Genomic DNA, 13595 nt, shown 5'->3' with positions numbered 1-13595 from the left:
ATTCAGTCCGCTCCGTGCGCCGGGTAGACCGGAAAGCGCATGCACAGTGCTTCAATGTCAGCACGCACCCGCGCCTGTACTTCCGGCAGGGCTTCCGGCTGTTCGAGCTTCTCGAGAATGTCGCACATCCAGCTGGCCAACTGCTCTGCTTCTGCGGTGCCCATACCGCGCGCGGTAATCGCCGGGGTGCCGATACGTACACCGCTGGTAACGAATGGCGACTGCGGATCATTGGGTACCGTGTTTTTGTTGACGGTGATATGGGCCGCACCCAGCGCCGCATCCGCGGCCTTGCCGGTCACACCGCGCTTGCTCAAATCGATCAGCAGCAGGTGGTTTTCGGTACCGCCGGACACGATGTCAAAACCACGCCCGATAAATACCGCTGCCATGGCCTTTGCGTTATCAATCACGCGCTGTTGGTACGCCACGAACTCCGGTGCCAGCGCCTCCTTGAAGGCCACCGCCTTGGCGGCGATCACGTGCATCAGCGGGCCGCCCTGGATACCGGGGAAGATCAGCGAGTTGAATTTCTTGCCCAGCCCCTCCGGATCGCGGGCCAGAATCAGGCCGCCGCGGGGGCCGCGCAGGGTTTTATGGGTAGTGGTGGTGACCACATCGGCCACCGGTACCGGGTTCGGGTACAGCCCCGCTGCCACGAGGCCCGCCACGTGCGCCATATCCACGAACAGATAGGCACCGACCTTGTCGGCGATAGCGCGGAAACGGGTCCAGTCCATCACCTGGGAATAGGCAGAGAAGCCCGCCACGATCATCTTCGGCTTGTGCTCCAGCGCCAGCCGCTCGACTTCGTCATAGTCGACTTCACCGGTCTCCGGATTGAGACCGTACTGCACCGCGTTGTACAGGCGGCCGGAGAAATTGGGCTTTGCGCCATGGGTCAGGTGCCCACCGTGATCCAGGGAAAGGCCAAGGAAGGTATCACCCGGCTGCAGCAATGCCATATAAACCGCGGCATTGGCCTGGGAACCGGAGTGTGGCTGCACGTTGGCGTACTCGGCACCGAACAGCTCGCAGGCCCGATCGATCGCCAGCTGCTCTACCACATCGACGTGCTCGCAGCCGCCGTAGTAACGCTTGGCCGGATAGCCCTCGGCGTACTTGTTGGTGAGTACCGAGCCCTGTGCGGCCATCACCGCCTGGCTGGTGTAATTCTCGGATGCGATCAGCTCGATATGCGCTTCCTGACGCGCGCGCTCGGCTTCGATTGCGGCAAATACTTCGCCGTCGACGGCTTTGAGGTGGGTCTCTACGGGGTCCATGGCTCTCTCCTGATTCTTATGTATTGAGCGATGCTAGCCCCGCCGATAGAATCTGTTAAATTTATACTTCTGATCCATCTATAAGATTTTCTTATGCAGCTATCCCACAAGAATCTCCCCACCGAATGGCTGCGCACCCTGGTCACTGTGGTGGACTGCGGCGGTTTCAGTCAGGCAGGGGAACTGCTCGCACGCACACAGCCTGCGATCAGTCGGCAGATCAAGGAGTTGGAAGAACGGCTGGGCAGACAGCTGCTGCTGCGCTCGGGGCGCACCCTGAACCTGACCGAGAGCGGCCTGCGGGTCTACGACCAGGCGAAGAAGATACTCGCCCTCAATGACGAGCTGGTATTCGAGTTCAGCGGCGCCTCGGTAACCGGCAAACTGCACCTGGGGATTCCCAGTGAATTCGCCTCGGTGCTGCTGCCGCGCATTATCGGCCAGTTTTCCCAGAGCTACCCGGAGGTATCCCTGGAAGTCACCAGTGACCTCAGCCGCAATCTGCTGGCCAAAGGACACAGGGATACGTTTGACCTGATACTGGCGCTGCAGGAAAAACCGGACGCCGCAGAGGGACAGCTGGTAATACGCGACGACCTGGTGTGGGTCGCCAGCCACAAGCACTCGGCGCACCTGCTGAAGCCGCTGCCACTGGTACTAGCTCCCGAGGGGTGTATCTATCGCAAGCGGGCGCAATCGGTGCTGCAGTCTGCGGGTATCGCCTCGCGCAATGTGTTTACCATTCCCGACCTGAACGGTATCCAGTCAGCACTGGAGGCAGGACTGGGGATCACCGCCCTCACCCGCAGCACGGTGCCCGAGTCCCTGCGCATACTCCGCCCCTCCCGCGCCCTGCCGAAACTGGGGGAGATCTCCATTGGGCTCCACTTCAAGAACCGCCGCCCCAGTGAGGCCGCGATGCGTCTTGCGGAGCACCTGCAGAGTGGGCTTAGCCTGAGCTAGACAAGAATCGACCAATACTCTCTACAATACTCCCATGCCAAAGCCCACACCCAAGCACCACTATCGCTGGTCACCTTTCGACCAGCTGACATCTACCGAACTGTACGAAATTCTGCGCGCGCGCCAGGAGGTCTTCGTCGTAGAACAGGAATGTGCCTATCAGGACGTAGACGGCAAAGATCCCGTTGCCTGGCATCTCGCCTGCTGGGACAGTGATGCCGATACCCCCACCCTCCTCGCCTACCTGCGTGTGGTGATGCCAGGGAAAAAATATGCCGAGCCTTCCATCGGCCGGGTGCTAACGCGAAGTAGCGTGCGCGGCACAGGCATTGGGAGAGAACTGATGCGACTGGGGATTGAACATACGCTGCAAGAATATCCGAAAGCGCGCATTCGTATTTCGGCGCAACTTTATTTAAAGCGGTTTTATGAAGCGCTTGGGTTTGAGCAATGTTCAGAAACCTACGACGAAGATGGGATCCCGCATGTCGAGATGCTGCGCCCCGCGCTCAAATGAGTTAACACGGACGTACTACCTACAAGTAGTTCTTCACGCCATACGCCACCAGTACAAGCGTACAAACTGACTATTTCAGGCGGGATAGTCAGCTCGTTTGTGCGACCAATTCCTCAATACAGTTTAAAAAACTGCGAGATCTTAGCCTCGCTATCACCACTAGATTGTAAATGTGAGTACGAGGGGTACTATCCAGACAGTCCGGTAACCCCGGGCATCTTCGGTTTGAGAAAGTTGAGTGCCCCCCAGTAAGCAGTCAGTCCCCTCTGCCTGCTTCCACTTCGCGTATCCCGTACTCAAGTTCGTCTTCTGCAGTCTTACCTTCCATTTTTTTGAAATCGAATGGCAGTGCGCGCGTACTTGCCGCGCATTCGTATTGTGCGCGCTGCAGAGGCGACCCCTCAGGAATTCGAATTTCGAAAAGCAATCCGAACAATAAGGAATAATTTGCAATGACGCGTTTTCTAGGAATAAGTTGCACACTTGCACTTGCGATCAGCGCCCATGCGGCGGACCGCGTTCCGGCCACCCCGGACATGCTTTCCCCTCAAGCACTCGCAGCGACTAGTGGCACCGACATCGCACTAGAGGAAATCCGTTCCCGCACTCTGCCGAACGGAAAGGTTGTTAAACGATACCGCCAGACACATCAGGGAATTCCCGTATGGGGGCAAACCGTTACCAGTGCCGGCCAGGGGATATCTGCACAGGTGAGCGGTGATGTCTTGATGGGCCTGACCCTGGACGTGCCGTCTACTAAACCATCCATCCAGGCTTCCAACGCCATCCAGCGTGCCATGGGCCATATGGTTAACCAGCGTGCACAACAGGGAGAGATCAACGGCGCACTGTCGATGCCGGCACTGAAACTCGCTGCCAAAAACCAGAAGCAGCAGTTGTATATTCATGTGGATAGCCAAAACCATGCACGCCTTGCGTACCTGGTAAGCTGGGTGGAATACGGGGATGAGCCGTCACGCCCCTTCTATTTCATCGACGCCCTGACCGGTGAAGTCATTGAGCACTGGGATGGGCTTGCCCATCAGGATGCCACCGGCCCTGGCGGCAACCAGAAAACCGGGCGCTACGAATACGGCACAGACTTTCCCGCCATGCAGGTAGACAGCAGCTGCCGTATGGATACACCCGACGTTGAAACCGTCGACATGAACAACCGAACCAGCGGCGGTAGTATTTTCTCATTTACCTGTCCGTACAACGATTACAAAACCATTAATGGTGCTTACTCACCGCTAAACGATGCACATTTCTTTGGCGGCGTGGTTTTCGGGCTGTACAGCGACTGGTATAACACCGCACCGCTAACCCAGAAACTGCGGATGCGCGTGCACTACAGTAACAATTACGAAAACGCATTCTGGGACGGCAGCCAGATGACCTTCGGGGATGGCGGCAGTACATTCCACCCACTGGTCAGCCTGGATGTATCTGCCCACGAAGTGAGCCACGGCTTTACCGAGCAGAACTCCGGTCTGCAGTACTCCGCCCAGTCCGGCGGCATCAACGAAGCCTTTTCCGATATGGCCGGTGAGGCCGCGGAGTTTTACATGCGCGGCAGCAACGACTGGCTGGTAGGTGCCGACATCTACAAGGCCAACGGCGCGCTGCGGTATATGGAAGACCCCACTCTGGATGGAAGCTCTATCGGGCACGCCTCCGACTACTACTCCGGTATGGACGTGCATCATAGCTCTGGGGTCTTCAATCGCGCCTTCTATCTGATCGCCAACACCAGTGGCTGGGATACGCGCAAGGCATTCGACATATTCGTACTGGCGAACCAGATGTACTGGAATTCCACCTCTAACTACGTCGATGCGGCTTGCGGGGTTATGTCGGCGACAGCCGACCTCGCTTACGATGCTGCCGCGGTTTCATCTGCATTTGATACCGTCGGCGTATCCACTGCCAGCTGTGGCGGCGGTGGCGGCAACCCCGGTGGCGGCGAACTGGAAAACGGGGTTACCGAGAGCAGCCTTTCCGGCAGCACCGGCGAGGAAATCCACTACACACTGGATGTACCGGCTGGCGCGAGCAACCTGAGCTTCCAGATCTCTGGTGGCAGTGGAGATGCTGATCTTTACGTGCGCTACGGCTCTGCACCCACCACCGCCAGCTACGATTGCCGCCCCTATATCGGCGGCAACAGTGAGACCTGCAATATTTCCAATGTGCAGGCCGGCACTTACTACGTCATGGTCCGGGCCTACAGCAGCTTCTCTGGAGTCAGCCTGGTAGGCAGCTACGACGAGGATACCGGCGGCGGTAACGATGGCGATGGTTGGGTAGAGAACAATCTCTCCGGCAACCGGAGTTCCTGGCAGCACTTCACCCTGAATGTGGCGTCTGGGATGTCCGCGCTTGATGTGCAGATGTCTGGCGGGACTGGAGATGCAGACCTTTACGTCCGTTTCGGCTCGCAACCAACCACCAGTAGCTACGACTGCCGCCCCTACACCTCGGGCAACAGTGAAAACTGCAACTTCAACAACCCTCAGGCAGGCACCTGGTATATCAGTGTCCGGGGCTATCGTGCGTATTCCGGCGTAACCCTCGAGGCACAGGCCAGTCCGTAAGGTTAACCGCTAGTCAAATTGAAATGGCGGCCTGTGGCCGCCATTTTTTTAATTTTTGGAATAATGACAGACCTACTGCCTGGCAATTCGCTCGCAAACCTGCAATCGGTTAGATTCGATAACATGCTAACAACAACACGAATCAGAAAGACGGGAAGCCCATGTACAGCCTCTGGGACCTGGATGACCACGCCGGCATTGAACGATTTATTGAAGAACACGGGATTCCGAATATTGAGATGTTGCTCCCCGCTTCGGACTAGACGCTATAGGGTTTCGCACTACAGAAATAAAAAAAAGGCCCTGATTTCCGTGAGTATGGGGTGGTCACTAACGAAAAGGATTCAGGGCCCAAGGGGATGGTCGGGGTAGAAGCCCGACGAGTTACAGCTGACTGCTGTGCAATTCTGTCAGGAAGTCCTGCTCGGATACCGCCGGTCCGGTAAAGGCCAATGCGGTAACGAACATCATCAAAGTGGCGATCAACACGCGCTTACACATTCTCAGCACCTCTCGGTATCGACGATCGGCATCCCTGCCCGCTTTCCGCCCGCATGCGACGTGCGCGCATCAGCCCCAGCTCAATAACCGCGGAACGCAGAGCGTCGGCAGGCCCGCCGATTACCCATTTGACTTTCGCGTTAAACATTTTCATTTCCAGACCTCCGCTCTTTTGCTCTCACGAAAGATTGCTGGTGGCTCCGCTTTAAAGCCAATTCACTTCTTTCCGGCCAGTGAATTCTGCGCTCATGGCAATTTCAACGATATCTGAAAGCTTAAAAATCCTTGCCTGATCCTATGAACATCCCGGATATCCTCCGCTTTCCGCCCCATTACGTTCTATGCAGATCACCAGGAGTTATCAAAAACGTGACTGGCCGATCATTCATACTCATGCCCACAGCCATTCAGCAACCGCTCCGACCGGTGCTGCGCCCACCCAATCGGCACCTTAGGTCTATCAGTAATATGCAAATAGCCCTGAAAGCAATTAAGCTGTAAATCCACCAAGTATTCAGATATCGACGCATGTGTAGCCTATTTGATGCAGATGACGATGCCGGCCTGGAGCGATTTATTGAAGAGCACGGCATCCACCACCCGCAGCAGATGCTATTCGGCCGCCGGCGGCGCCCTACTTCCAAAATCAGTATCGTCACCGCTCGCCACGGAGAACCCGCGGTGGAGAACGCCATCTGGCACCTCTATCTGCAGCGCGATGGCGATGGCTGGAAACCCCACAAGAAATACTGGTCCATTAACAGCAACTGGAAAAAACTGGGGCAGCGCCCGGAATACCGAAAATCCCGCTGCCTGATTCCCGCCACCGCCTGGGTAGAAAGCCAGCATGGTAAAAACCCCGTTGAATTCACCTTTGGCGATCACAAACCGTTCTTTTTCTGCGGGCTGTATAAAACCTGGGGCGAGACCCTGAGCTGCAGCATCATCACCCTGGATGCGCATCCGGATACCGCCAGGTACCACGAAAAGAGCTTCCCGATGATCGCGCCTGATAACGAAGAATTTATTGCGCGGTGGCTGGGGCCGGATGAGGACACCCATCCATTCGAACCCTATTTGCGCCCGGATACCACGGCGGGCGGCGCCCCGCTTTACGTTCAGCCCGTCACGCGCGCGACCGCGACGGAATACACCGGTCCCCGACTGCAGGTTTGAAACCGCTGGTACACAGCTTGGGACGATATCCGCCTCGGCCTCAGTCACTACGTTACCGCGCCTACTCTGCAAACGATCCCGCCACAATAAATCTATTGTTATATCTATAGATTTTTTATACCTTTCTGACTCAACCCTCTCTCACGCTATACAAGTGGGGAATCCCCATGGACGTTTCCGTTGCTGTATATACCCTGATCATCTACAAGATCATTCTGATATTCATCGGCTTCTGGAGCCAAAGACGCACCAGGGATACCGAAGACTATTTTCTCGGTGGGCGAAATCTGGGACCGGTAGTGGCGGCCATCAGCTACGGCGCCAGCAGTGCCTCTGCGTGGACGCTACTCGGGATGAGCGGTGTTACCTACATGCTGGGCCTACCCGCCATCTGGATAGCCGCGGGGGCAATTTTGGGCTGCGCTGTCGCCTGGATCTGGATCGCCCCGCGACTGATGCAATATACCCGCGCCAGGAACCAGATTACCCTCACGGAATTTCTTGCTGAGAACCCCGAACAAGCTTCAACAGAGAATTCAGCACAGGTCGCCAAAATTGCGTCTGCAATCATCCTGCTCTCATTCATTTTCTACATCGCAGCACAATTCCAGGGCTCAGCAACCACCTTTGCGAGCGTGTTCGGACTGCCACTGGCAGAAAGCCTGATTGCAGGTGCAGCCATCATTACCATATATACCTTTCTCGGCGGCTTCTGGGCCGCCAGCATAACGGACACATTGCAGGGTGGATTGATGCTGATCGCCGCCATTCTGCTGCCGGGTACGGCGTTTATCTATCTTGGCGGCTGGGAGTCGATAAAGGGTTCCGGCATTTTCACTGACCAGTCTCTGACACTCACGGGAGAGAACGCAGGGCTTGCCGCCGCAGGTTTCATCGCTGGCAATCTGGCGGTGGGGATCGGCACGCTCGGCCAACCACACCTGCTGAACCGCTTTATGGCGCTGCGGGATCAGCGCGCGCTTAAAACTGCGCAGGTACTGGCGATTGGCTGGATATCGCTGATGTTCCTCAGCATGTTCGCCCTTGGCCTCATGGGTAAAGTTCTGTTACCGGACCTGGTAGATCCAGAGGCTTTATTCTTCGAGCTTTCCAGCCAGTTGCTCCCTCCATTTATCGGCGCGATCCTGCTGGCCGCGGTTCTGTCCGCCATTATGTCTACTGCCGATAGCATGCTTCTCGTGGTTGCCGCCACCATCTCCAATGACCTGCAGTTCCAGCGGTTACTGCCGGGCCGGGAGCTGTTGCTGTCGCGCGTGTCTATGGTCGCCGTTGCAACACTGGCAGTGCTGGTGGCCATGTTTTTACCGGCGACGATATTCGAACGCGTGCTGTTTGCGTGGATTGCCATCGGATCTGCGTTTGCGCCGACGATTCTTGCACGGCTCTCGGGCATACCGATTTACCCGAAAGATGTCACACGCTCCATGATTACCGGGTTTGTGCTCGCAGTGGCCTTTTACCTGCGCCCCAACACCCCTGGTGACTGGGCTGAGAGGCTCGTCCCCTTCTCCGCTGCGATGGCAGTTTTGCTTGCACCCATGTTATTCCAGCGCTTTCTCAGCAGACTCCGCACCCGTACCACCTCGGACCCCGCCAGGTAAAACAACCATAAAGGTCTCCACCGGGCACTGGTTGGACAGCAGGAAGTCAAATAAAAAGCCGCGCATAAAGCGCGGCTTTTTATTTCATCATCTTTGGACCTTTTTCAGGTCCACTGCAAAACGATCAGGTAGTCTCCGGCTCAGGCTCCACCTGTACATTCACCGGACGTCGGGTCGGCGCCACCAATGGCACCGTATCCAGTGCCCATTTGAAATGGGGATTGGTTCGACGCGCCGGAGAAGGAATGGTAAACACCTTTTCACCTTCGAAAGGCCGCATGGCTTTGGTATCGATCTTCCAGCCTTTCTCTTCGATATGCTTCCTGCGGATCATACGCCAGGCGCCCATAAACTTGTCCTGCTCCACAGACACCTCGTTCTCGAGGGACTCGGGCAGGTAGTTGGGGGAAAGTTCCGCAACAATCTCGCCGTCTTCCCCAAAGACCTTGCTGGTGCGCTTCTTCGCACCCTTATCAAATATCGACCACTTGAAGAAGTTCCGCACCTGTACCGCAAACGAGCGAGTGGTGTTTTCATCTACCGGTGTATTGGCGTCAAAGATGATCATCTCCATCCAGGAGTTCACTTTGATATGCAGGCGCACACAGTGTCCCGGCAGATAGAAAGACGGCGTCACATACGTCGCTTCCTTGTCGCGACGGAAGAACTTCATCAGCCCGAAATTACCCTGCAGCTGCGGCGGATAAAGCACGTTGTCAGAAGAGCCCCAGTACTCACCCCGATCCACCTTCAGAATCTTGTTTTTATCGGCCATTTCCTTGTAGCCGAAGCCGGGATGCACGAAGGAGGTATGCGCGATATCGATACCGTTTTCGACCACCCGATCAACCGAACCCTTCCAGTTGTATTCGACTTCAACCGGGCGCCAGTTGGCCTTGTCTTCGTACTCAGGGAACTCGGGAATCGGGTAGCGCTCTTCTTCCGGGAGGTCACCAAGGAATACCCAGATCATGCCGTAACGCTCTTCCGTGGGATAAGCGTCAATACGCGCGCGCTCTGGGATCGGCGCATCCTCACCCCGCGAAGGGATGAACTTTACCTTACCTTCCGCGTCAAATTCCCAACCGTGATAAGGACAGGCCACACAATCGCGTTCGGTGGTCCAGCCTTTGGACAGTGCGCCACCCCGGTGAATACACACATCACTCAGGCAGTTCACCTTGCCGCTTTTGTCGCGAAACAGAACGAAATTCTGTCCCAGCATTTTCACCCGAACGGGCTTGTCTTTTACCGCCTTGGACCACTCTGCTACATACCAAAGGTTAGTCAGCATGATTACCACCTCAGTGCGTTATTGATCTAATCTGTTTACGTTATATGGCAACAGCAAGATCACTTATTTTGTATTTATAAGTAATTTTTTCTGTCAAATTTCCTGACCCGAGGCCAAAAAACTCTGATTGTGTTCACCGAGTTTCGGCAAGCAGGTATTTACCTGTGCCGGCTCGTGTAAAAACTTGATCGGCACCCCGAGATGCCGATTACCTGCGTCATCTTCAAAAACCATTTCCCGAACGCGCAGATGCTCTTCTTCCAGGGCTTCATCGAGAAGACGAACCGGCGACCAGCAGACATCCAAGCCTTCGAACCAATCGCTCCACTGAGCGAGTGTACGGCCGGCAAATTCCTTTTTCAGAAACTCAATTGCCTCTTCCTGATCGCCGGGTGGACGCTCGCAGACTGCGGCCAATTCTGGCCGACCCAAACGGGAAAAGAGGTTTTTGGCAAATTTGATTTCACTGCCACCGAGTGTCAGATGTCGCCCGTCCGCGGTACGGTAGATACGGTACATGGCATTGCCGCCCCAGGAGCGTTCCTGCTTGACGACCGGTGAGCGATTCTCCGCAAACACAGGGCCAAGCGCATTGGGCAACCAGGCCACCAGGCTGTCCTGCATGGAGATATCCAGGTAGTCCCCGCACCCGGTTTCGTTCCGCCGCAGTAATGCCATCAGTATGCCCGAAAGCCCCATCAATGACGCGGCCATATCTGCCACCGGCATCGCGGGAGAACAGGGTTCCCCATCGGCGCCCTCATTAAGAAACACCGTTCCGGATTCAGCCTGGATACTGAGATCATGGGCGGGCTTCTGACTCTTGGGGCCAGACTGGCCGAATGCGGAAATGGAACAGTAAACAAGGCGGGGATTACGGGCGCTGAGGGTGGCGTAGTCCAAACCGAGACGGGCCATGGCGCCGGGACGGAAGCCCTCGACAAACACATCGGCCTCATCAATCAGGGCCAGTAGCTGGGCCTTCTGTTCCCCATCTTTAAGATTCAGGCAGAGGCTCTTCTTGCCCCGATGGGTATTGCGAAACCAGACGGCCTCGCCATTTTTGCGCAAGCCGATGTTGCGGGTAGGCTCTCCGGAGGGAGGCTCGACCTTGATCACCTCCGCGCCGTGGTCCGCCATCATCATGGTCAGGTGCGGACCGGGCAGGAACAGTGAAAGGTCGACGACACGTATGCCTTGCAGCTTCATTGGGCGAATTGCCTCCGGTCAGAACAGAGTGACGCCCAGCTTAGATAACCTGCCCGCTTCTCCACGCGGCAATTTCTGCCGCGGAATAACCGAGCCCGAGTAGCAGGTCCTCGCTGTCCGCACCAAGCGCAGAACAGCCAGTTCCAGTGGGCCTGTTTCCGTCAAATTTTAACGGGCTTGCGAGCAGCCTGAATTGACTATTGTCAACATGTGGCAGTGACTGCAGCATGCCGGTCTGGGCCAGCCAGGGATTCTGCATGGCCTGGGCGAAGCTGTTCACCGGGGCCAGCGGCAGACGTCCGGCAAATACACTCACCCAGTGGGTGTTCGGATGTTTGGAGAACTCGGCATCCAGGATTTCCGTAAGCACCTCCCGGTTCTCACGGCGCGATGCGACCGTCCTGAAGCGCGTATCGTCAAGCAGGTCCACTCGCCCCAGGCCTTCGGCAAGGATCTGCCAGAACTTCTCCGTCATGGCCATCACAAACACCCAACCATCGGCACTGCGATAAATCTGGCAGGGTACCGTTGACGGATGGCCGGAACGGGGAACACGGGTGGTCTCGTGATCGCGATTCAGGTACCAGGTAGCCGGGTATGTCAGCTGGGTAGCCGCCACATCGAACAGGTTCACATCCACATCGCGACCGGCACCGCCGCGCAAAACGCCGACAAGCGTACCGAGCACGGCCATGGCAAGCGTCACCCCGCTCATGAAGTCCACCATCGACAGGCCAAAGCGTGCGGGTGGTGTGCCCGGCTCTCCGGTGAGGTCCATAAAACCCATCTCGGCCTGCATCAGATAATCGTATCCAGGCCAGGTGGCGCGATCATTGTCGCGGCCGTAGGCGGAAAGGTGCCCGCAGATAATTTCCCGCTTTACCGCGCCGAGACTGTCGTAGTCCAGGCCCAGTTTGGCGGGCTGGTCGCCGCGCAGGTTATTCATCACGATGTCTGCGCTCTGCACAAGCCGCTCGAAGATTTTCCGACCTTGCGCGCTCTTGAGGTCCAGCGTCAGGCTCTTCTTGCTGCGATTGAAAGTCTGGAAAAAATCGCTGTCGTTATCCCCCAGAAAATAGGGACCGGACTTTCGGGCAATATCGCCACCAGTAGCCGGGTTCTCTATTTTGATGACCTCAGCCCCCATATCCGCAAGCTGCATGGAGCCGAAAGGTCCGGCCCCGTACTGCTCCACAGCGATAACGCGGATTCCCGCCAGTGGCTTATCCTGCATTACAGATTCGCCTCGCGCGCTGCCAGCTGCTTGGCGATGATGATGCGCTGCATTTCATTGGTACCCTCACCCACGCACATCAACATGGCATCGCGATAGTAGCGTTCAATTTCATACTCGGTGGAAAATCCGTAGCCGCCAAAGATACGCATGGCTTCCTGGGCACAGAAAACACCGGCCTCACTGGCGAAATACTTGGCCATGCCCGCTTCCATATCGCAGCGCTCACCGCTGTCATACATGCGTGCGGCCTGATCTACCAGCAGTTTGGCCGCCTCGACTTTCGCTGCCATTTCGCCAAGTTTCAGCTGGATTGCCTGGTGCTGGATGATCGGCTTGCCAAAGGTTTCCCGTTCCGATGCATAACGCACGGCCAGCTTCAATGCGCCCTGAGCTATACCGGCACCGCGAGCGGCAACATTGATACGACCGAGTTCCAGGCCGCCCACCGACATATGGAATCCACGGCCTTCTTCGCCACCTATCAGGTCATCAGCGGAAACGCGGAAATCCTCGAATACCACCTCCGCCGTATCAATAGCGCGATAACAGGTCTTCTTGATCTTGTTGATAGTGATACCCTGCAACAGGTTACCGGCATCATCTTTGGTGCGGATGGCAAACAGCGACATACCGCGATGTCGGGGCTCAGCATTGGGATTGGTTTTGACCAGCAGGCCGAGACAATTGCCATTGACCGCGTTGGTGATCCACATCTTGCTGCCATTGATCACGTAGCTGTCGCCATCGCGTTTTGCCACGCAGCGGATCGCCTGCAAATCGGAACCGGCATTGGGTTCCGTCAATGCGATACCACCGCGCAATGCGCCCTCAGCCATCAGTGGCAGAAAGCGCTGCTTCTGCTCTTCGGTGCCAAAGCGCTCCACTGCAGCGGCCATGATCAGGTGGGAATTGAAAATGCCACCCGGGGCCATCCACACCGCAGAGATTTTCTGCACAATACGCGCATAGGTGCTGGCAGACAGGGCCAGTCCGCCATAATTTTCACCGATGGTGGCACCAAACAGCCCCAGGGACTTCATGGTTTCCACCAGCTCGTGGGGATACTCGTCGGCGAGATCCTTTTCCCGCGCGATCGGCGCAACATCGTTGGCCACAAAGCGGTCTATGGTATCGAGGATCGCGGCCTCATCTTCTGCAGTCCAGCTCATTACTGTCTCCTGTTACTGCTCGCCTGG

At 56.5% G+C, this 13595-nt stretch carries 10 protein-coding genes; 5 read left to right on the top strand and 5 right to left on the bottom strand.

Annotated elements, in window-relative coordinates:
* Nucleotides 1–2: 2 nt before the first annotated feature.
* Complete coding sequence (gene glyA / locus ACONT6_RS07135) at nucleotides 3–1283, bottom strand: serine hydroxymethyltransferase (protein WP_428821043.1); 1281 nt, start codon at nucleotides 1281–1283, stop codon at nucleotides 3–5.
* Nucleotides 1284–1376: 93 nt separating this feature from the next.
* Here glyA and ACONT6_RS07130 point away from each other — a divergent pair, with 93 nt between their 5' ends.
* From ACONT6_RS07130 to ACONT6_RS07110, 5 genes are all read left to right on the top strand, one after another.
* Nucleotides 1377–2246, top strand: coding sequence for a LysR family transcriptional regulator (locus tag ACONT6_RS07130; RefSeq protein WP_181253363.1), 870 nt, complete (start codon nucleotides 1377–1379; stop codon nucleotides 2244–2246).
* Between the two features lie 34 nt (nucleotides 2247–2280).
* Nucleotides 2281–2763 (top strand): GNAT family N-acetyltransferase, encoded by a 483-nt coding sequence (locus ACONT6_RS07125; protein WP_428821042.1) that lies wholly within the window; start codon nucleotides 2281–2283, stop codon nucleotides 2761–2763.
* A 452-nt stretch (nucleotides 2764–3215) separates the two neighbouring features.
* The gene (locus ACONT6_RS07120; protein ID WP_428821041.1) at nucleotides 3216–5360 is read left to right on the top strand and encodes a M4 family metallopeptidase; all 2145 of its coding nucleotides are present in this window, start codon (nucleotides 3216–3218) and stop codon (nucleotides 5358–5360) included.
* Between the two features lie 1029 nt (nucleotides 5361–6389).
* Entirely contained in the window at nucleotides 6390–7037 is a 648-nt protein-coding gene (locus ACONT6_RS07115) for an SOS response-associated peptidase family protein (RefSeq protein ID WP_428821040.1), read from the top strand.
* Nucleotides 7038–7204: 167 nt separating this feature from the next.
* On the top strand, nucleotides 7205–8659 hold the full coding sequence (locus tag ACONT6_RS07110) for a sodium/proline symporter (protein WP_428821039.1): 1455 nt from the start codon (nucleotides 7205–7207) through the stop codon (nucleotides 8657–8659).
* Between the two features lie 124 nt (nucleotides 8660–8783).
* Here the strand turns inward: ACONT6_RS07110 and ACONT6_RS07105 are convergent, their stop codons facing one another.
* The 4 genes from ACONT6_RS07105 to ACONT6_RS07090 all read right to left on the bottom strand — a co-directional run bounded on the left by ACONT6_RS07105 (nucleotide 8784) and on the right by ACONT6_RS07090 (nucleotide 13568).
* Complete coding sequence (locus ACONT6_RS07105) at nucleotides 8784–9953, bottom strand: aromatic ring-hydroxylating oxygenase subunit alpha (protein ID WP_181253367.1); 1170 nt, start codon at nucleotides 9951–9953, stop codon at nucleotides 8784–8786.
* Between the two features lie 93 nt (nucleotides 9954–10046).
* Nucleotides 10047–11162, bottom strand: coding sequence for a CaiB/BaiF CoA transferase family protein (locus ACONT6_RS07100; protein WP_428821038.1), 1116 nt, complete (start codon nucleotides 11160–11162; stop codon nucleotides 10047–10049).
* A gap of 40 nt (nucleotides 11163–11202) precedes the next feature.
* A complete protein-coding gene (locus ACONT6_RS07095) occupies nucleotides 11203–12396 on the bottom strand; it encodes a CaiB/BaiF CoA transferase family protein (protein ID WP_428821037.1) in 1194 nt (397 codons plus the stop codon).
* A complete protein-coding gene (locus ACONT6_RS07090; RefSeq protein ID WP_428821036.1) occupies nucleotides 12396–13568 on the bottom strand; it encodes an acyl-CoA dehydrogenase family protein in 1173 nt (390 codons plus the stop codon). The genes ACONT6_RS07095 and ACONT6_RS07090 overlap by 1 nt, the downstream gene beginning before the upstream one ends.
* Nucleotides 13569–13595 lie beyond the last annotated feature (27 nt).

Source organism: Microbulbifer sp. MCCC 1A16149 (assembly GCF_050368945.1).
Classification (GTDB): Bacteria; Pseudomonadota; Gammaproteobacteria; order Pseudomonadales; family Cellvibrionaceae; genus Microbulbifer.
Note: the sequence above shows the minus strand (reverse complement) of the source record. Positions and strands in the feature narration are given on the sequence as shown.